This is a genomic window from Roseicella aerolata (assembly GCF_020523605.1).
In the GTDB taxonomy this organism is placed as follows: domain Bacteria; phylum Pseudomonadota; class Alphaproteobacteria; order Acetobacterales; family Acetobacteraceae; genus Paracraurococcus; species Paracraurococcus aerolatus.
In genome coordinates this window covers 12921-32171 of record NZ_JAJAQI010000007.1, presented here as the reverse complement: position 1 = coordinate 32171, position 19251 = coordinate 12921, and the positions used below count along the sequence as shown (strand labels likewise).

19 protein-coding genes are annotated in these 19251 nt (G+C 72.6%); 12 read left to right on the top strand and 7 right to left on the bottom strand.

The genetic code is table 11. From position 1 onward, the window contains the following. Positions 1-21: 21 nt before the first annotated feature. Positions 22-1266: a class I SAM-dependent methyltransferase gene (locus LHA35_RS06265; protein ID WP_226605929.1), complete on the bottom strand. Its 1245-nt coding sequence runs from the start codon at positions 1264-1266 to the stop codon at positions 22-24. Positions 1267-1344: 78 nt separating this feature from the next. Between LHA35_RS06265 and LHA35_RS06260 the strand changes: the two genes are divergently transcribed. Continuing rightward, on the top strand, positions 1345-1857 hold the full coding sequence (locus LHA35_RS06260) for an invasion associated locus B family protein (RefSeq protein WP_226605927.1): 513 nt from the start codon (positions 1345-1347) through the stop codon (positions 1855-1857). Beyond that, positions 1854-3041: a 23S rRNA (adenine(2503)-C(2))-methyltransferase RlmN gene (rlmN, locus tag LHA35_RS06255; RefSeq protein WP_226605925.1), complete on the top strand. Its 1188-nt coding sequence runs from the start codon at positions 1854-1856 to the stop codon at positions 3039-3041. The genes LHA35_RS06260 and rlmN overlap by 4 nt, the downstream gene beginning before the upstream one ends. A 197-nt stretch (positions 3042-3238) precedes the next feature. Here the strand turns inward: rlmN and LHA35_RS06250 are convergent, their stop codons facing one another. Continuing rightward, positions 3239-4198 carry a Bug family tripartite tricarboxylate transporter substrate binding protein gene (locus LHA35_RS06250; protein WP_226605923.1) on the bottom strand — a complete coding sequence of 320 codons (960 nt, stop codon included), beginning with the start codon at positions 4196-4198 and terminating at the stop codon, positions 3239-3241. Then, complete coding sequence (locus tag LHA35_RS06245; RefSeq protein WP_226605922.1) at positions 4195-4653, bottom strand: MaoC family dehydratase; 459 nt, start codon at positions 4651-4653, stop codon at positions 4195-4197. Before LHA35_RS06245 ends, LHA35_RS06250 begins: the two co-directional genes overlap by 4 nt. Positions 4654-4856: 203 nt before the next feature. Between LHA35_RS06245 and LHA35_RS06240 the strand changes: the two genes are divergently transcribed. From LHA35_RS06240 to LHA35_RS06230, 3 genes are all read left to right on the top strand, one after another. Beyond that, a complete protein-coding gene (locus LHA35_RS06240) occupies positions 4857-5156 on the top strand; it encodes a SemiSWEET family sugar transporter (RefSeq protein ID WP_226605920.1) in 300 nt (99 codons plus the stop codon). Positions 5157-5510: 354 nt separating this feature from the next. After that, the gene (locus LHA35_RS06235; protein ID WP_226605918.1) at positions 5511-6671 is read left to right on the top strand and encodes an MFS transporter; all 1161 of its coding nucleotides are present in this window, start codon (positions 5511-5513) and stop codon (positions 6669-6671) included. A gap of 130 nt (positions 6672-6801) precedes the next feature. Next, positions 6802-7248, top strand: a complete 447-nt coding sequence (locus tag LHA35_RS06230; RefSeq protein ID WP_226605916.1) for a MaoC family dehydratase — start codon at positions 6802-6804, stop codon at positions 7246-7248. A 733-nt stretch (positions 7249-7981) separates the two neighbouring features. On the opposite strand, the gene LHA35_RS06225 is transcribed toward LHA35_RS06230, so the two are convergent. Both LHA35_RS06225 and LHA35_RS06220 read right to left on the bottom strand, forming a co-directional pair. Then, positions 7982-8539 (bottom strand): hypothetical protein, encoded by a 558-nt coding sequence (locus tag LHA35_RS06225; protein WP_226605913.1) that lies wholly within the window; start codon positions 8537-8539, stop codon positions 7982-7984. Between the two features lie 308 nt (positions 8540-8847). Further along, complete coding sequence (locus tag LHA35_RS06220) at positions 8848-9411, bottom strand: TlpA family protein disulfide reductase (protein WP_226605909.1); 564 nt, start codon at positions 9409-9411, stop codon at positions 8848-8850. Between the two features lie 25 nt (positions 9412-9436). On the opposite strand from LHA35_RS06220, the gene argH reads away from it, so the two are divergent. Both argH and LHA35_RS06210 read left to right on the top strand, forming a co-directional pair. Continuing rightward, positions 9437-10831 (top strand): argininosuccinate lyase, encoded by a 1395-nt coding sequence (gene argH, locus LHA35_RS06215; RefSeq protein WP_226605906.1) that lies wholly within the window; start codon positions 9437-9439, stop codon positions 10829-10831. After that, positions 10828-10998 carry a hypothetical protein gene (locus LHA35_RS06210; RefSeq protein WP_226605903.1) on the top strand — a complete coding sequence of 57 codons (171 nt, stop codon included), beginning with the start codon at positions 10828-10830 and terminating at the stop codon, positions 10996-10998. The genes argH and LHA35_RS06210 overlap by 4 nt, the downstream gene beginning before the upstream one ends. Before the next feature lie 12 nt (positions 10999-11010). On the opposite strand, the gene LHA35_RS06205 is transcribed toward LHA35_RS06210, so the two are convergent. After that, positions 11011-12459 (bottom strand): sigma-54-dependent transcriptional regulator, encoded by a 1449-nt coding sequence (locus LHA35_RS06205; RefSeq protein ID WP_226605901.1) that lies wholly within the window; start codon positions 12457-12459, stop codon positions 11011-11013. Then, positions 12456-13925, bottom strand: a complete 1470-nt coding sequence (locus LHA35_RS06200) for a sensor histidine kinase (protein ID WP_226605900.1) — start codon at positions 13923-13925, stop codon at positions 12456-12458. Before LHA35_RS06200 ends, LHA35_RS06205 begins: the two co-directional genes overlap by 4 nt. A 283-nt stretch (positions 13926-14208) precedes the next feature. Here LHA35_RS06200 and LHA35_RS06195 point away from each other — a divergent pair, with 283 nt between their 5' ends. From LHA35_RS06195 to LHA35_RS06175, 5 genes are all read left to right on the top strand, one after another. Further along, the gene (locus LHA35_RS06195; protein WP_226605898.1) at positions 14209-15174 is read left to right on the top strand and encodes a PRC-barrel domain-containing protein; all 966 of its coding nucleotides are present in this window, start codon (positions 14209-14211) and stop codon (positions 15172-15174) included. 31 nt (positions 15175-15205) lie between these two features. Continuing rightward, complete coding sequence (locus LHA35_RS06190; RefSeq protein ID WP_226605896.1) at positions 15206-15661, top strand: tripartite tricarboxylate transporter TctB family protein; 456 nt, start codon at positions 15206-15208, stop codon at positions 15659-15661. Continuing rightward, complete coding sequence (locus tag LHA35_RS06185) at positions 15661-17184, top strand: tripartite tricarboxylate transporter permease (RefSeq protein WP_226605893.1); 1524 nt, start codon at positions 15661-15663, stop codon at positions 17182-17184. Before LHA35_RS06190 ends, LHA35_RS06185 begins: the two co-directional genes overlap by 1 nt. A gap of 308 nt (positions 17185-17492) precedes the next feature. Continuing rightward, positions 17493-17849, top strand: coding sequence for a hypothetical protein (locus LHA35_RS06180; RefSeq protein ID WP_226605890.1), 357 nt, complete (start codon positions 17493-17495; stop codon positions 17847-17849). A 139-nt stretch (positions 17850-17988) separates the two neighbouring features. Further along, positions 17989-19134 (top strand): AI-2E family transporter, encoded by a 1146-nt coding sequence (locus LHA35_RS06175; RefSeq protein WP_226605888.1) that lies wholly within the window; start codon positions 17989-17991, stop codon positions 19132-19134. The last annotated feature ends 117 nt before the right edge of the window (positions 19135-19251 follow it).

The window sequence follows — 19251 nt, the reverse complement described above, 5'->3', positions numbered from 1 at the left end:
GTGCCGCGGGGCATGCCACCTTCACGCCGGCGCCGCGATCAGCAGCCGGTTCATCGCCTCCATGCTGCGGCGCAGCGCCGGCAGGTCGCGCCAGAACTGCTCGCGCGAGATGCCGTTGGCGGCCAGCTCGTCGGCGATGGCGCCGAAGCTGCGCCGGCCGTCCACCCGCTGCAGGATGGCGGGGGCGAGGCGCGGGAGCGGCAGGTTCACCCGCAGCCCGTCGAAGGTGACGGGCAGGGTGCCGTCCTTGGGGAGGCCCTTCGCCAGGCTTGGCCCGTCCATTTCCCGCAGCACCGGCACGGCCGCCGGGTCCTCCCAGGGCGGCTCCACCGCCGGCGCATCGGCGCGGAGGCAGTAGACGATATGGATGCCCATATTGCCGGTGATCGCCTCGGCCAGCGCCGCCCGCTGCACGGGGTCCAGCGCCGCGGTGCGGGCGCGCAGCTTCGGATCGGGCAGATAGGCATCCGGGTCGTAGCGCACCGGCTCCACCCAGCAGGCGATGCGCAGCCCCGCCGCGCGCACCAGCGCATCCAGCGCCGGCACGGTGAAGGCGGCATCGCGCGGGTTCAGCAGCAGGTCGTAGAGCCCGGCATCGCCGCCCGAGAGATGGTCCGTCAGCCAGGGGTTGCGCTTCAGCCAGGCGGTTTCCGGTACCTGCTTCCAGAGCCTCCGGGCGGTCTCCACCCGCGCCGCCGGCGGCTCCTCGGCGGGGGCCAGCAGGCGCAGCGCGTCCTGCAGCATGTAGACGCCGGTGCGGCCATGCGGCGCATAGACCATCAGCCCGAGCCCGCCGCCAGGCGCCAGGACCGAGGCCAGCGCTTTCAGCCCCGCCAGCGGGTCCGGCAGGTGGTGCAGCACGCCGCAGCAATCGATGTAGTCGAAGGGGCCGAGGCCGGAGCCGGGCAGGTCCAGCAGCGAGCCTTCCTCGAACCGGATGTTGTCCAGCTTCCGCGCCGCCGCCCGGGCTTCCGCGACCTTCCGCGCCGCGCCGCTGCGGTCCAGCCAGGTGACGCTGCCCGGCCGCCCCGCCCAGGCCATCTGCTGCGCCAGCATGATGGTGCCGTCCCCGGTGCCGCCGCCGGCGACCAGGGCTCGCAGCGGCCGGGAGGCAGGCCGCCGGGCGCCGAAGATCCAGTGGTCGATCTCGCGCAGGTGGCTCGGGCTGCCGACGATCAGCCTCCGGGCTTCCTCCCGCGGGTCGCGGGCGGGGTAGGGATAGGCCTCGTACTGGGCGGCAAGCTGGCGGTCGGCGGGGTCGGTCATGGCTGGGCTGCATAGGACGGGAGCGGCGCAGGGGCCATACTGGTTGCTGATGGCCCCCCGCGCCCGTATCTAACGGTTATGCGTATGCAATCCCGCCTCACCCTGCTCGCCGCCCTGCTGCTCGCGCCCGCGCTGGCGGCGGCGCAGCAGCCGCGCCCGCAGAAGCTGGGCGAGTACCAGTCCTGGACCGCGGCCAGCTTCACCGAGGGCGGGCAGAAGACCTGCTATGCCTTCGCCCGCCCGAGCAAGTCGGACGGCAACCGCCAGGGCGTCCTGCTGACCGTCACGCACCGGCCATCGGCCCGCGACACGGTGACGATCTCGGCCGGCTACGCCTTCCCGCGGGGCGCCGAGCCCGCCGTGAACGTGGGCGGCACCGACCTGCCCTTCTACACCTCCGGCTCCATCGCCGCGGCGCGGGACGGGGCGGCGGCGGTGCGCGCCTTCCGGGGCGGGCGGGAGGCGGTGATGAAGGCCCCTGGCGCCAATGGCCGCGGCACGGTCAGCGACACCTTCCCGCTGGCGGGCTTCAGCGCGGCCTATGACGCAATTTCCAAGGAATGCCCGACGGGCGGCGGAGGCCGGCGATGAACGCCATCACCCCGGGCGCGGCCGAGCTCACGGCCACCGAGCGCGACCGCATCCTGGCCAAGACCGCCCTGTTCAACCCGCCGCCGATCACCCTGCCGGACGGGCGGCGGGAGCTGGTCGGCCTCTCGCGCGAGGAGCTGACGGCCGAGATGGCGGCGATGGGCGAGAAGCCCTTCCGCGCCAAGCAGCTCTGGCACTGGATCTACCACCAGGGCGAGACCGACTTCGCCAAGATGACCAGCATCGCCGGCCCGATGCGGCAGAAGCTGGCGGAGCGTTTCGTGGTCAGCCGGCCGGAGCCGGCGACGGTGCAGACCAGCCGGGACGAGACCCGCAAGTTCCTGTTCCGCTTCCGCGACGGCCAGCAGGTGGAGACGGTGTACATCCCCGATCCGGAGGAGGACCGCGGCGCCGTCTGCATCTCCACCCAGGTCGGCTGCACCCTCTCCTGCCGCTTCTGCCATACCGGCACGCAGAAGCTGGTGCGCAACCTGGGCGCCGCCGAGATCGTCGGGCAGTTCATGGCGGCGCGCGATTCCTATGGCGAGTGGCCGAGCCCGAAGGATGACAAGCCGCGCCTGCTCTCCACCATCGTCGTGATGGGGATGGGCGAGCCGCTCTACAACTACGAGAACACCGCCAAGGCGCTGAAGATCATCATGGACCATGAGGGCATCGGGCTCTCGCGCCGGCGGATCACGCTGAGCACGAGCGGCGTGGTGCCGATGATGGACCGCTGCGGGGAGGAGCTGGGGGTGAACCTCGCGGTCTCGCTCCATGCGGTGACGGATGAGCTGCGCAACGAGATCGTGCCGCTGAACCGGAAATACCCGATCGCCGAGCTGATGGCGGCCTGCAGGCGCTACCCCGGCGCCAGCAATGCCCGGCGCATCACCTTCGAATACGTCATGCTGCGCGGCGTGAATGATTCGGAAGCCGAGGCGCGGGAGCTGGTGCGGCTGCTGCAGGGCCTGCCCGCGAAGGTGAACCTGATCCCCTTCAATCCCTGGCCCGGCAGCCCCTACCAGACCAGCACCTATGAGCAGACGGCGAGGTTCGCCGCCATCCTGAACGAGGCCGGCTATTCCAGCCCGATCCGCCGGCCGCGCGGGCGGGACATCCTGGCGGCCTGCGGGCAGCTGAAGACGGAGAGCGAGCGGGAGCGGAAGCCGGCGACGGCCTGACGACAGCGGATGGCATACGTGCCCGGAGGTAATCCGTCGCATGCCATCGAGTGACGAGCGGAGGCGCTCCGGGCAACGGGGTCCCAGCGCCGCGTGCTCCGCAGGGTGTCCCGTGCATGCCGGCCAGCATGAATGCTGACCGGCATGGCTTCCTGTCCGGCGAGCAGCCGCCACACCAACCCTGCGCGCGATCCACGCTACTCCGCCGTCGCCCCGCTCTCCCGCACCACCCGCGCCCAGAGCTCGATCTCGCTCGCCAGGGTGCGCCCGTACGCCTCGGCGCTGCCGCCCGTCGGGCGGGCGCCCATGGCCGCGAGCCGCGCCTTCACCTCCTCATCCGCCAGCGCCGCATTCACCGCCGCGTTCAGCCGCGCGATGGTGGCCGGCGGGGTCCGCGCCGGCGCCATGATGCCCTGCCAGATGCCGGTATCGCTGCCGGGCGGCATCAGCCCGCCCTCCGCCATGGTCGGCACCTCGGGCAGCAGCGGCGCCCGTTCGAGGGAGGAGACGGCGATCGGCCGCACCAGCCCGTCCCGCGCCAGCGGCAGGGCGGTGTTGAAGGCATCCGACATGAACTGGACGGTCCCCGCCGCCACATCGGTCAGCGCCGCCGCGGTGCCGCGATAGGGCACATGCGTCGCCTCCGCGCCGATATGCCGCAGCAGCATGAAGACCTGCAGGTGGGAGATGTTGCCGACCCCGCCCGAGCCGTAGCTGATCCGCCCGCTGTTCGCCCGCGCCCAGGCGATGAACTCGGCCGGTGTCCGCACGGGCAGTTGGGGATTCACCACCAGCAGGGAGGGGGCGGAGGCCGTCAGCGCCACCGGCGCCAGGTCCCGCAGCAGGTCGTAGCCCAGCCGCCGGTAGAGGGCCCGGCTGATGGCGATGGAGGAGGTGTTGTAGAGCAGCACCGTCCCGTCCGGCTCCGACCGCGCCACCGCCTCGGCCGCGATGTTGCCGTTCGCCCCACCGCGGTTCTCGATCACCACGATCCGGCCCAGGGCGCGGCCCATCCGCTCCCCGACCAGCCGGCCGATGACATCGGTGGGGCCGCCGGCCGGGAAGGCGATGACCAGGCGGATCGGCTGCGCCTCCTGCGCCCGCGCGACCATCGGGGCGGCCAGCGCCGCGCCCAGCAGCACCCGGCGCGCGATCATGCCCGCCCCGCCATCAGGCGGACCACCGTGTAGTCCATCACCGTCTCTCCCCCTTGGTTCGTGATCGTTATGGCGCTGGTGACCACGGCGCGGTTGCCGGCCGAGGTCGGGCGGACCTCCGTCACCGTCACCTCCGCCCCGATCGTGTCGCCGACCCGGACCGGCGCCCGGGCGCGGATGGTGGTCTCCAGCAGCGCCAGGCCGGTGCCATGCGCCATGCCGTGCAGCACGATGCCCTCGATCAGCGCATGGGTCAGGGCGGCCGGCACCGGCCGCGGGCCGAGCGCGCCCTCGAGCGTCGCATCGACGAAGAGCGGCTCCTGCATCCCCGTCACGGCGACGAAGCCGACCAGGTCGGCCTCCGTTACCGTGCGGCGGAAGGTGCGGAAGCGCTGGCCCGGCCGCAGGTCCTGCCAATGGAAACCCTGGCCGAGCAGGGCGGGCGTGTCGGTCATGATGGCCCTTGGGCGTCTCCTCCGCCGCAGGCTCTCCCGGCTGCCGTTGCGCTGTCAACGCAGCCAGGAACCCTGGGCCAGCGCCCGGGTTGAGGGCCGGCGCGCCCGGTGCCGCCGGGGGCGCAGCCGCCTTCCCAACGCAGCATGGGGATTGCCACCGGGCCGCCCCGCCCGCCAGCGCCTGTGCCACCGGAGACCGCCGCATGGATGCCGCCACGATCGTCGGCGGGCTTGCCACCCTTTGCTCCACCACCAGCTTCGTGCCGCAGGCCTGGAAGGTGATCCGCACCCGCGACACCACCTCCATCTCCACGCGGATGTATGTGGTCACGGTGGTGGGCTTCTCGCTCTGGCTCACCTACGGGCTGCTGCTGTGGCAGTGGCCGCTCATCCTGACCAATGGCATCTGCCTGCTGCTCTCGGCCTTCATCCTGCTGATGAAGCTGCTGCCCCGCCGGCAGAAGGAGAAGGTGGCGGAAGCGCTGGACCCCGCGGCGGGATAGGCGCGGACCGCGCCGGCCGCCCGAAGCGCGCAAGGGGGAGGGCTGGAACGGTCGCGCCCTCCGCACCGTCGCCTGCGCCGGGCGCTCCGGCCCGGCTGGACCGGCGATGTGAGCGCCCGGCCCATGACCGGGGCGTCCTCGCATCCGCCCCGGGGCCGCCATGCAGGACGACAGCGGATTGCCCTCCTCTCCGCATGCCAATCCGCGGCAGGCCACTGGCTGAAGGGCGGATTCACGCTCCCGGGCGTTCACGCCCGCCCGGCATCTGCTCCCAGGGCGGCAGCCGCCCGGCACGGGGCATCGCCCCGGCCCCGACTTGACGCGGCGCGGCGGCGGCCGCCCTATCGGCCGGGCATGCCGCCCGCCATCCCCATTGCCCTCTTCGCCCTCGCCGGCTTCACCACCGGTGCCGGGATGCGGATGCTGGATCCGCTGCTGCCGCTGATCGCGGCGGAATTCGGGGTGCGCGTCGCCGAGGCGGCCGTGCTCGTCGCCGGCTTCGTGCTGCCCTATGGCCTGGTGCAGCTTGTGGCCGGGCCGCTCGGCGACCGGCTGGGCAAGGTGCGGATCGCCTGCTTCGCCGTGCTGCTCTTCGGCGCCGGGCTGGTGATGAGCGCCTTCGTCACCGGCCTCTCCGGCCTCATCGCCCTGCGCGCCTGGTGCGGCTGCTTCGCCGGTGCCGTCATCCCGCTGCTGATGGCGCATGTGGCGGACAGCGTCCCCTATGCCGAGCGGCAGGTGACCATCAGCCGCTTCCTGACAGGCATGGTCATGGCGCAGCTGCTGGCCGGGCCGGTTTCCGGCGTGCTGGCGGAGGCCGCGGGCTGGCGGGTGCCCTTCGTCGTGCTGGGCGTGCTGGCGCTCGGCGTCGGCACGGTGCTGGGGGCGCGGCTCGGCCCCGCGCTCTGGCGCAGCCCGGCCGGCGGGGGCGGCGGGCGGGGCATGGCGGCCTATCTCGACCTGCTGCAGAAGCCGTCCGGCCGCTGGCTGATGGCCGTCGCCTTCCTCGACGGCTTCCTGCTCTTCGGCGGGGCCTTCCCCTTCACCGGCTCCTTCCTCATCGAGGTCTTCGGCCGCAACGCGGCGGAGGCGGGGCTAATCGTCGCCGGCTTCGGCCTCGGCGCCTTCGCCTATACCCGCTTCGCGCGGCCGCTGCTGAAGCGCTTCGGGGAGAAGGGGCTGCTGACCATCGGCGGCTGCGGGCTCGGCGTGCTGCTCGCGGCGCTGGCGCTGGCGCCCGCCTGGCCGGTGGTGGCGGGGGTGCAGGTGGCGCTCGGCCTTGCCTTCTACATGTTCCACGGGGTGCTGCAGACGCTGGCGACCGAGGCGTTGCCGGAGGCGCGGGGCACGGCCGTCGGCGGCTTCGCCCTGGCGCTGTTCCTGGGGCAGAGCGCCGGGTCGCTCGCCTTCGGGCTCGGGCTGACAGCGCTGGGCTATCGCGGCGCCTTCCTGGTGGCGGCGCTGGGCGTACTGGTCCTGGCGCTTTGGACCCGGCGCGGGGCGCGGGTAGCCTGATGCCCCCGGCCGCGACCGCCCGAGGCGGGACGCCGAGGGCGTGAATCGCCGCCGGAACTGGCCGCGATCGCCCGAGGCGGACTGCCAAGGGCGTGAATCGCCGCCACAGCATCACGGGGAGGGCAGGGCCATGGAGCGCATGTATCTGGAGGATTTCGCGGCGGGGCAGGTCTTCCGCTCCGGCCCCTATGCGGTGACCGAGGCGGAGATCCTCGACTACGCCCGGCGCTGGGACCCGCAGCCCTTCCACCTGGATGACGCGGCGGCCAAGGCGACGCCCTTCGGCGGCCTGGCCGCGAGCGGCTGGCACACCGCCGCGATGACCATGCGGCTGATCGTGGAGAGCTTCCCCCCGGCCTGGGGCGTGATCGGGGGCCGGATGGAGATGCTGGAATGGCCCCGCCCGGTGCGGCCGGGCGACGTGCTGCGCGTCGAGACCGAGGTGCTGGAGGTGAAGCCGAGCCGCAGCAAGCCGGGGCAGGGCATGCTGCGGGTGCGCTGCACGACGCTGAACCAGAAGGATGAGCCGGTGCAGGTGATCGTGCCGAACATCATCGTGCCGCGGCGGGCGGGATAAGCCATGGCGGGCTGTTGCTACCGCCTACGTACCCGGCTTGAGCACTCGACCGAGTTGGCTTTGCAGAAGGAAAGTGCAAACCGTCTTCTCTTCCCGCTAAGGAGTCATCTGCCAAGATGGCGAACCCCGTTCACCAACAACCGGCCGGCAATTCGCTATGCTTTGGTAGCACGCATCCCATTGGGCTATGAAGAGGCTGAGCGGGCGTCGTGCAGGCGACACCCGCCCTTCAGTCATTCAGAAGCCAAGATCACCTTGAGGACTGCCCTTGAGACGCCTGCCTTGGCGGAGAAGTCGACTGACAGTGTTTGGGTTTAGGTCGACTATCTGTGCCACACGCGCCTGGGTGAATCCCCTTTTCCAAAGAAAGCGGACAAATTCCGCGTCTTCTGCCGTGGCGGTCGCCCGCCGCTCGCCCCGGCTAGCCCTTTGAGGAATATCGACTGTGACAGTCGCGCGATAGCTCAGGGAGACACCTTCTCGGCGGCTATTTCCGGCATATATTTTCAACTTGAGCTTTCTTTCGCGATCGAGAGGTTCGAGAGATCGGCTTGCGGACCGCTATGAAGCGTGCGACTCTCGATCGGTCTCGAGAGAGGCTACCGTCCGTAAGCTGATTGGGGTTTGCTGACTGACGTGTGCTGGGCTGGGCCCTACGGATTGCGGCCGAAGGATTATCCCGGTCCAGCGACGCGCTGCGCGCGTATTGTGACCCCTCAAGGCCACATCAGGATCATTCGGTACCTCTTCGTTGCTGCGCGAAAGTCTTTGCTGCGCCGTCCGTGTCGTCTTCGACCGGGGCTCCAGATTGCGGAAGCTGGTTGCCTAAAGTGTGCTGGTAAGCTTCATGTCGAGCCAGCAGGTCGATGCCTTTTCCGGTGAGCCGATAAATATCGGCTTCTTGGATGACTATGCGGGCCGCAATGTCAGTTGCAAGCTGCTCCCGAATTCGTCGGCGCTCGTAAGTTGTTGCTTCTGCTAGTTCTTCCAAAGTTAGCCCCTTCGGGCCGGCGTGTCGCAATGCTGTTAAGAGTTGATATCTCTTGTCGCCAATGCGTGCCTTTGGTTTTACGCTGCGATCTGCAAAGTGGAGAGCTTCCAAAAGCAGAATGATGCGTGCCTTGATATCCGCGCGCTTGGCTTTGAAGGCATCCCGCTCGTTAGCAGCAGTCATAGCCTCACAGTTTGCAATGTCCGCTACTTCGGTTTGGAGCTTAATCAGTTCAGCCTCGAACCGCTCCTTGGGGGAGGCGATTGCCCTCGATGCAATGCGGTATCGGCGAGCGATCATTAAGGAATGATGCACCGTTTAGGTCTGCGGCACAAGCAGATTGCCGCTCTTGTCGCAGGCTGCGGCCGCGCAGATTTTGTATCTAATACGCAACTGTGGATTAATCTGTGCATAACTCGTGTATAACGCCTGTGTTTCTCATTCCATGAGATTTGTGCGATCTGCTCTTCATTCTCCAAGGGCGGCGCTGCCTCGGAATGGCGGTCCAGAATCGTTCCTATCAGCTTTACGACTCGATTCGGGCCAAAGGCGCGCTCCCAATCGCTTGGCAAAAGATGCCCTATGGAAAGATGGGCTTGCTGCTGTGGTCAGGTCCGCGACTGCACCCCCTCCACCCCTGTCGCCGGCCCCACCAGCCGCCGCACCGCCTCCAGCATCGGTGGCGTGTCCCAGGCGGCCTCGCCTTCCAGCCGCGCCCGCTCCCGCCCCTGCCGGTCCACGATGATCGTGGTCGGCAGGCCGCGCACCCCCATGACCCGCCCCGCCGCGCCGCGCGGGTCGAGCCAGAGGCCGAGGCGCCGGATTCCCCTCTCCCTGTAGAAGGGCTCCACCTGCGCCCGGCCGCCGCGGTCGGAGGAGAGGGCGAGCACCAGGATGCCGTCGCCCTCCAGCGCCGCCTGCGCCCTGTCCAGCGCCGGCATCTCCGCGACGCAGGGCGCGCACCAGGTGGCCCAGAGATTGATCACCAGCCCCTTGCCCGGGAAGTCGGCCACGCGGTGCGCCTTCCCCTCGGCATCGGTGAAGGTGAAATCCGGCAGCGGCTTCGGCTCGCCCTCGACCAGCCGGCCATAGGGGCCCGCCGCCCGGGCTTTGCGCGCGAAGGGCGCGGCGGCTAGGGTCCCGGCCGCCAGAAGCAGCCCCCGGCGGGGCACCCAAAGACCGGAAAGCGCAGCCATCGTGACAACCAACTCCCCTGGCAACTCCCAATGGGGCGGGCGCTTCGCCGCCGGGCCCTCCGCCATCATGCAGGCGATCAATGCCTCGATCGGCTTCGATCGCAAGATGTGGCGGCAGGACATCGCCGGCAGCCTCGCCCATGCCGCCATGCTGGCGCATGTGGGGATCATCGGCGCCGAGGACGAGGCCGCCATCCGCGAGGGGCTGGGGCGGATCGCCGCCAGGATCGAGGCCGGGGACTTCCCCTGGGATGAGGGCCTCGAGGACATCCACATGAACATCGAGGCCCGCCTGACCCAGGCGATCGGGGAGGCGGGCAAGCGGCTGCATACCGGGCGCAGCCGCAACGACCAGGTGGCGCTCGATGTCCGGCTCTGGGTGCGGGATGCGATCGACGGCCTCTCCGGCCAGGTCGAGGATGTGATGCGCGCCCTCGTCGCGCGGGCGGAGGAACATGCCGGCACGGTGATGCCGGGCTTCACCCATCTCCAGCCGGCGCAGCCCGTGACCTTCGGCCACCACCTGCTGGCCTATGTCGAGATGCTCTCGCGCGACCTCTCGCGCCTCCGCGACTGCCGCCGCCGGATGAACGAGAGCCCGCTCGGCGCCGCGGCGCTGGCCGGCACCGGCTTCCCGATCGACCGGCACATGACGGCGAAGGCGCTCGGCTTCGATGGCCCGACGCGCAACAGCCTGGACAGCGTCGCCTCGCGCGACTTCGCCGCCGAATTCCTCTTCGCCTGCGCCATGTGCGCGACGCACCTGTCGCGCTTCGCCGAGGAGGTGGTGATCTGGACGAACCCCTATTTCGGCTTCGTCAGGCTGTCGGACGCCTTCACCACCGGCAGCTCGATCATGCCGCAGAAGCGCAACCCGGATGCGGCGGAGCTGGTGCGCGGCAAGACCGGGCGCATCACCGGCGCGCTGGTCGGGCTGCTGACCGTGCTGAAGGGCCTGGCGCTGACCTATTTCAAGGACATGCAGGAGGACAAGGAAGGCATCTTCGACGCCGCCGAGAACCTCACCCTCTGCCTCGCCGCGGTCGCCGGCATGATGCGGGACATGCAGCCGGATGCGGCGCGGCTGGAGGCGGCGGCGGGCGCCGGCTTCTCCACCGCGACCGACCTGGCGGACTGGCTGGTGCGGGAGTTGAGGATGCCCTTCCGCGACGCGCATCATGTCACCGGCCGGCTGGTGGCGAAGGCCGAGGCCAGGGGCTGCGACCTCGCGGGCCTCAGCCTCGCCGAGATGCAGGCGGAGGAGGCGCGCATCCATGAGGGGATCTATGGCGTGCTGACCGTGCAGGCCTCGGTCGCCTCGCGCACCTCCTATGGCGGCACGGCGCCGGAGAATGTCCGCCGCATGGCCGCGGAGTGGCGGGAGCGGCTGGCATGAGGCGGCTGGTCCTCGCCCTGCTGGCGCTGGCGACGGTCGCCCCGCTCGCGGCCTGCGGCCGGGCCGGCCCGCCGCGCGTGCCGGGGCCGCCGGAGCAGGTGATCCACCCGCGCTCCTATCCAGTTTACGAGCCCCTGCCGCAGCCTCCCGCCGCCCCGCGGCCCTGAGGCGACGCCTCTTCAGCGCGCCGGGACGCCCAGGCGCCGCATCCGCTCCCACAGGGTGGTGCGGGAGATGCCGAGCGCCCGCGCCGCCTCGGTGACGCGCCCGCCGCAGCGCAGCAGCACGCGCCGGATGTGCTCGCGCTCCGCCGAATCGCGCGCCTCCGCCAGGGAGCGCGGCGCCCGGCCCGGCGTGGTCTCCTCCAGCCGCGGCTCCTCCTCCGCGGCGGGCGGTTCCGCCCGCGCCTCCTCCGCCCCGCGTTCCGGGAAGAGGTCCACGGGCCCGAGCCGTGGCGTCCCGGCGAGCAGCGCTACCCGTTCGACCCGGTTGCGCAGCTCCCGCACATTGCCGGGCCAGGCATGGGCGCGCAGCGCCGCCAGCGCCTCCGGGGTGAATTCCGTCCCGCCCGGCGCGAAGCGGCGCAGGAAATGGCCGGCGAGGGGGACCACATCCTCCGCGCGGTGGCGCAGCGGCGGCACGGTGAGCTGCACCACCGCCAGGCGGTACCAGAGATCCGCGCGGAAGCTGCCGGCCGCGACCCGTGCCGCGAGATCGGCATTGGTCGCGGCCAGGATGCGGGCCCGCAGCGGCAGCGCCTCGCCCTGGCCGTCCGGGCGCAGGAACTGGCGTTCCTCCAGCAGCCGCAGCAGCCGGAGCTGGAGCGGCGGCCCCAGCTCCGCCACCTCGTCGAGGAAGAGCGTGCCGGCGCCGGCCCGCTCCACCAGCCCGGGCGTGCCGGCCTCGCCCGCCCCGCGGCCGAAGAGCAGCGCCTCCGCCGCCTCGGTCGCGGCCGGCAGGGCCGGGCAGTCCACCACCACGAAAGGCTGGGCGCCCCGTCCCGCGGCATCCATGGCATGCAGCCGCCGTGCCGCCACGCCCTTGCCCGCGCCGCTCTCGCCGCCCAGCAGCACCGTCGCATCGCTGGGGGCGACCCGCGCCAGCGCCGCCTGCAGCGCGCGCATCGGCGGCGATTGCCAGCCGAGCGCGGGGTCGCCCGGCGCCTCCGGCACGGCCGCCGGCGCGCCGCGGGCATAGGCGGCGAGCTTGTCGAGCAGCCGCTGCACCGGGAAGGGCTTGGTCAGGTAGTCGTCCAGGCCGAGCCGCATCAGCCGCACCGCCTGCTCGACCCCACCATAGGCGGTCACCGCCACCACCGGCACGCCGCCCAGCTCCGGCATCAGCCGGGCGAGCAGTGCCTCCCCGCTGCCATCGGGCAGGCGGATGTCGCAGACGACGAGGGTCGGGCGGTGGCGGCGCAGCAGCGCCTCGCCCTCGGCGGCGTTGCGTGCCCAGTGGGCCGCCACGCCTTCCAGCCGCAGCCGCTGCATCAGGGACTGGCCGAGCACCGGGTCGTCCTCGATCAGCACGACCGAGGTGCCCGCGGCCCGCGCCGGCGCGGCCGTGGCGAGCCCGCGGCCGATGGCATAGCCGGGGCCCGACCCGGCCCGCGGGGCGCCGCCGCTCATGCCGGCACCTCTGCCGGCGTGCCGCGGCCCGGCCCGGCCGGCGCCGTCTCCGCCGGCAGGCCGTCGCGCGGCGGCAGGCGCAGGGCGATCCGCGTCCCGAGGCTCTCCGGGCCGGCCGAGACGGCAAGCTGCGCGCCGAGGCGCCGGCCGAGCTCGCGCACGACCTCCAGCCCGAGGCCCGCGCCGGCCGGCGCCGTATCCTCCGCCGGGCCGGGGTCGAGACCGAGCTGCACCCGCGCCTCGCCGGGCAGCCCGGCGCCGGCATCGGTCACCGCGACCTCCAGCCAGCCCTCCGCCGCCACACCCGCCTCCAGCACCACCGCGGCGCCGGCCGGCGTGACCGAGACGGCGTTCAGCAGCAGGTTCAGCACCGCCTGCCGCACCCGCGGCGCATCCGCCGGGAAGGGGCGGGGCAGCGCCACCCGCCAGTCCAGCACCACGCCGCGCCGCCGCGCCTCCGGCGCGACCAGCAATTGCAGGTCCTCGAGATCCGCCGGCGAGAGCGGGCGGGGCGGGCCCTCATCCCGATGCAGCGCGAGCGTCGAGGTGACGACGCGGTCGATCTGCTGCAGGCCGCGCTCCAGCACCTCCAGCGCCTCCCGCCGCTCGGCCGGGTCGTCGCCGAAGTCGCGCGCCGTCTCCACCGCGGTGAGCATGCCGGCGAGCGGGTTGCGCACCTCATGCGCCAGGGTGGCGGCGAGCCGGCCGAGCAGCGCCGCCCGCTCGCGCTCGGCCAGGCGCTCGGCCAGCCTTTCGCGCTCGGCCAGGCGGGCGACCATGCCGTCGAAGGCGGCGGCGAGCCGCGCGGCCTCCGTCCCGGGCGCCGGGCGGGCCTCGGCCGGGATGGGCCGGAGCTCGCCCGCGCCAGCGCGTCCCAGCGCCTCGGCGACGGAGAGGACGGGCCGGATCGCCCGCCGCGCCGTCAGCACCGCGAGCGCGGCGCCGAGGCCCGCGAGACCGGCGGCGATGCCGAACAGCCCGAGCTCCAGCCGCTTCCGGTGCCGCGCCAGGGGCGAGAGGTCGAGCTTGGCCGCGACCAGCGCGACGACCTCGCCCGCATCGTCCGGCAGTGGCCGCTGCGCCCAGACTGCGTCGCCATCCTCCGAGTACTCCCAGGCGGTGCCGAGGACGCCGCGGTTGAAGGGGGCGGGCCAGCCGGGTTCCGGCCCGATGCCGGCGGCGGCGAGCGGCGTGCCGGCCGGGGTGGCGACCACCAGCCGGCGCTCCGCGATCCCCTCCTGGAAGCCCAGGGCGCGGTCCAGCGCCGCCTGCAGCGCCGCCCCGTCCCCGGCGCGCAGCGCCGGCAGCACGGCGGCGGAGAGCCCGTCGAGATAGACCCGCCCGACCCGCTCCGCCTCCCGGTCCAATTGCCGCCCCATCCCCCAGAGGACGAGTTGGCCGGTGGCCAGGGCAACGACGAAGACCACGAGCCCGGCAAGCAGGGGCACGCGGACCGCGCAGGGCATGGTGGGTGGGCGGAGCGGCATGGCGGCGGCGATCTGGAGGCAGGTTCGTCCCGTCAACGCCCCGCGGCGCCGGCGGTCGCCCGGGCGGCGGCCGCGTCCGCGCCGGCGGACGGCGGGCCGCCGCATGGTCCGCCGGGACGGACACGGACGTCCGGGTTTCCTGACCGGCCGCGTTTTCCCGTGGAGGTGAAGAACCGGACCCCCGCGCGCCCGTTGGCCGGCATCGCCCCGCCAGGACAGGCGCTCTGCCGGCCGGGGGAGCGATGAATTCGTGGAGGAAGAGATGGGCGCAACGACTCGGTGGCGGGCCGATGCCTCCGCCCTGGCGGTCCTGCTGGCCATCGCCGGGCCGGCCGCCGCGCAGGCGCCACCCCCGGCCGGCGATCCGGCGCGGCCGGGCGCGGAGCCCGCCGGTACCGCCTGCCAGGAGGCGCTCGCCGCGCTGGACCGGCGCATGGATGCGGAGGGCTTCTGGGTCAGCGGCTACCGCGCGAGCTTCGGCTGGAGCGGCGTGTCGGCGCCGCCGGGCACGGAGCCGAATCTCGGGGCCCGGGCACCCGGCCTGGTCGCGGCGGGCGGTGCCCCGGTGGCCGGGGTGGCGCCGGCCCGGCCGGCCGGCCGGGAGGCCGAGGCCACCGCCAACCCCTTCGCCGGCGCGGACTGGCGCGCGGCGCCGGCCCAGGCCGTGCGCACGCTCTTCGCCGCCGCGCAGATCCTGGCGCAGAACGGCAAGGAGGAGGCCTGCCAGGCGGTGCTCGCCGAGGCGCAGGACTCCTACGACGCCTTCGTCGCGCAGCTCCGCGAGGCCGGGGTGGACCCGGCAGGCATCACGAGCTGGCGGCAGAAGCAGCTCGCCCTCGCGGTGCCGGTCATGCGGCAGGCGGGCGGTCTGCCGCTGGACTCGATCACGGGCGCCGAGCTGCGCAGCCCGCAGGACGAGCGGCTGGGCCGGATCGCCGATCTGGTGGCCGACCCGCGCGGCGGCGCGCCCGCCTATGTCGTGGTCGGGCGCGGCGGCTTCCTCGGCCTCGGCCGGGACCATGTGGCGGTGCCCTGGCACCGGCTGCGCGTGACGCCCGGCCTCGACACCTTCGTGCTGGACATGAGCCGGCGCGAGCTGGACGCCGCGCCGCGAGTGGACCGCGCCGCCTTCGCCACGGCGGAGGGCCATGCGGCGCGCGCCGAGGAACTCCGCCGCTTCTGGGGCGACCCGCCCCCAGCGGGCGCGGAGCGGGAGCGCGGCGGATGACCCGGCCGGCAGCGGCGGCGGAGGCGCGCTGATGCGGCTCTCGCGCGACTATGTGGACGTGGTCGGCGGCGTCGGCCTCGTCCTGTTCGGCGGCTGGGTCTACGCCCATGCCGCGGCGGAATACGATTTCGGCACGCTGCGGCGGATGGGGCCGGGCTTCTTCCCCGCCGCGCTCGCCGTGCTGCTGATGGTCTTCGGGGCGCTGCTGGCAGTGCCGGCGCTGTTCCGCAGCGGCGAGGGGCCGCGGATCTCGGTCCGGTCCTTCCTGTCGATCCTCGCCGGCATCCTGGCCTTCGCCTGGCTGATCGAGCCCTTCGGCCTGGTGCCGGCGACCATCGCCCTGGTCGGGCTCGCTGCCCTCGCCGAGCCGGGCTTCCGGCCAATCCGCACCGCGCTGCTCGCCGTCGCGCTCTCGGCGCTCGGCGTTCTCATCTTCTCCCAGGGGCTCGGCATCCCGATCCCCGCCTTCCGGTGGAGCCCCGCCTGATGGAGATGATCGCCAATCTCGGCCTGGGCTTCGCCACGGCCTTCTCGCCGACCAACCTGTTCTACTGCTTCATCGGCGTCTTCCTCGGCACCTTCATCGGGGTGCTGCCGGGCATCGGCGCGCTCGCCACCATCTCGATGCTGCTGCCGCTGACCTTCCACGTGCCGGGGACGACGGCGATCATCATGCTCGCCGGCATCTATTACGGCGCGCAGTATGGCGGCTCCACCGCCTCCATCCTGCTGAACCTGCCGGGCACGCCCTCGGCCGCCGTCGCCTGCCTGGACGGCTACCCGATGTCGAAGCAGGGCCGCGCCGGCGTCGCGCTGTTCATGACCACCATCGCCTCCTTCGTCGGCGCCAGCCTCGGCATCATCATCCTCACGGCCTTCTCGCCCAAGCTGGCGGAGGTCGGGCTGATGTTCGGGCCGGCGGACTACTTCGCCATGATGCTGCTCGGCCTGATCGCCGCGGCGACGCTGGCGCAGGGCTCGCCGGTGAAGGGCATCGCCATGGTCATCTTCGGCCTGGCGCTGGGCATGGTCGGGACCGATGTGCAGACGGGGCAGCAGCGCTTCACCTTCGACATCCCCTACCTCTCGGACGGCATCAGCCTGGTGGCGCTGGCCATGGGCCTGTTCGGCGTGTCGGAGGTGATCGCCAGCATCGGCCGCATCGACAGCGGCCGGCTGAAGGCGCAGAAGATCACCTTCCGCTCCATGGTGCCGACGCGCGACGACATGGGCCGGTCCTGGGCGCCGATGCTGCGCGGCACCGGGGTCGGCGCCTTCTTCGGCGCGCTGCCCGGCGCCGGTTCGACCATCGCCTCCTTCATGTCCTATGCGGTGGAGAAGCGGGTGGCCAAGGACCCCTCGCGCTTCGGCAAGGGCGCGGTGGAGGGCGTGACCGCGCCCGAGAGCGCGAACAACGCCGCGGCGCAGACCGCCTTCATCCCGACGCTGACCCTCGGCATCCCCGGCGATGCGGTGATGGCGCTGATGCTCGGCGCGCTGATCATCCAGGGCATCCAGCCCGGGCCGCGGCTGGTCACCGAGCATCCGGAGCTGTTCTGGGGGCTGATCGCCAGCTTCTGGATCGGCAACGTGATGCTGGTGATCCTGAACCTGCCGCTGATCGGCATCTGGGTGCGGATGCTGAAGATCCCCTACAGCATCCTCTACCCGGCGATCCTGCTGTTCATCTGCATCGGCGTGTTCAGCGTGAACAACAGCTATTTCGACGTGCTGATGGTCATGCTGTTCGGCCTGCTGGGCTATGTCATGCTGCTGCTGCGCTTCGAGCCGGCGCCGCTGGTGCTCGGCTTCATTTTGGGACCGCTTATGGAGGAGCACCTGCGGCGGGCCATGCTGCTCAGCCGCGGCGACCCGGCAGTGTTCATCGAGCGGCCGATCAGCGCGACCCTGCTGGCCTGCACGGCGGGGCTGCTCGGCTGGGCGCTGTGGTCGTCCATGCGCGGCCGGCAGCCGGCGGAGGCCATGGCGGGCGCCACGGCGGGGCGGTAGCGGCCCCGCGACACCCCTGATGCCGGGACACCGGGCCGGCCTGGCGGGCTGCCAGGCCGGTCTGCGTGATCAGGTCCTGATGCGTGGAGGCATCCGGCGATCCGGGCCGGATGCCATGAAATGTTTTCCGGGCTCATGACATGAAAGACGAGAATCTAAGTATTATTCCTGATATCTCCCGTCGAACGGGTCCCGTCTTGCCGCGTTCTGTTGGGCGCGGCGCAGGAAGGCCGCGCGGACATTGCCGGAAAGGCGGCGGGCCCTGGGCCCGGCGTCACCGGTACCATAACAAGACCGGGAGACTTCAGATGACCCATCGATTCACCCTTCTGGCTGCGGCCGCCTTCTTCGCCCTTGGCACCGCCGGCGCCGCCCTGGCGCAGGGCACGGGCGACGCCAGGGGGGGCGTGATGGCCCAGCAGGGCCAGACCGGCATGCAGCAGGGCCAGACCGGCATGCAGCAGGGGCAGCCGGGCATGCAGCACCAGGCCGGCCAGGCCGGCGCCCAGGACAAGGCCGAGCGCAAGGCGGGCGACAAGGCGCGGCAGGCCAGCGGGCAGCAGGATCCCGCCACCACCGGTGCCGGCGCGACGGCCGAGCCCCAGGGTGCCGCGGGCGGCGGCGCGGCCCCGCAGGGCGGCCAGACCGACCAGCAGCGCCGCTGAGGCACGCCGCCGGGCACGGCCGGCATTATTGGGCGGGGGGACCGGAGCGGTCCCCCCGTTTCCATGTCCGGAGGATGCCGGCCGGCATGCCTCCCCGCGCCGTGCCGGAACCGGCGGAGCGGCAACCCCTTCTCCCATGATGTCGCGCGCCGCCACCTCCCTGCTGGTCCTGTTCGGGCTGCCGCTCGGCCTGCTGCTGGTCGCGCCGCGGGCGGTGCTGCTCGCCTTCGCGGGCATCCTGCTCGGGGTCGCCCTGCGCGGCGGGGCGGAGGCGCTGGCGCGCCCTTTCGGCCTGCCCGGCTGGGCGGGGCTGCCGGTCGTCATCCTCGGCCTGCTCGGCCTGCTCGGCCTCGGCGCCTGGTTCGCCGCGCCCACCCTGGCCGTGCAGGCCGATGACCTCGTGCAGCAATTGCCGCCGGCCTGGACCAGGCTGCGCGACATTGCCGAGGGTACCGGCTGGGGCCGCGCCCTGCTGAGCGAGTTCGAGGCGGGTGACCTTGTCTCCCAGGTCGGGCCCGGCGCGGCCGGTGTCGCCACGGCGGCCGTCGCCGGCACCGCGGCGCGGATGACCGACGGGATCTTCCTGGTCTTCCTTGGCATCTTCCTGGCCGCGACGCCCGCCTGGTACCTCGCCGGCCTGCGGCGCCTCGTCGCGCCGGCGCTGCGCCCGGGCTTCGATCCGGTGATGCGGGCGCTCGGCCGCGCGCTCGGCGCCTGGGTCGGGGCGCAACTGCTCGCCATGGCGATCGTCGGCGGGCTGACCTTCCTCGGCCTCACCCTGATCGGCATGCCGCTCGCCGGCATCCTGGCCGTCCTGGCCGCCCTGCTCGGCTTCATCCCGATCCTCGGCCCGATCATCGCCTGGGTGCCGGCGGTGCTGCTCGCGGCCGGCGAGGGCTGGACCGTGGTGCTCTGGGTCAGCGGCCTCTATCTCCTCATCCAGGTGGTCGAGGGCGACCTCGTCACGCCGCTGGTGCAGAGCCGCGCCATCCGGCTGCCACCCGGCCTCATCCTCGCGGCGCAGCTCGTCATGCTGACGCTGTTCGGGCTGCTCGGCCTGGCGCTGGCCGCGCCGGTCGCCGCGGTGCTGCTGGTGCTGGCCCAGCAGCTCTATGTCGAAGCCTATCTGGAGCAGGCGCCGGCTTGGCAGGCGGCATCGGCCCCGGACCCTGCCGGTTCCCGCGGCGGCGGCCACCTGTCCGCCGGGCCGCGCCAGGCCAGCCGGTCGGGCGCGGGGCCGGACGACCCTTCCCGGCGCGGGCAACTCGCGAATGATGGGCGTTGACGCCCAGGGCCATGACGTCCGGGAACCTGCGGTCCAGCGCCGCCCGGCGCCGGGCTGTGCAGCAGAACCGGCGCCGGCGCAGGCGGTTGCTGCGGCGAGCCCGGCCGCCAGCGCGAG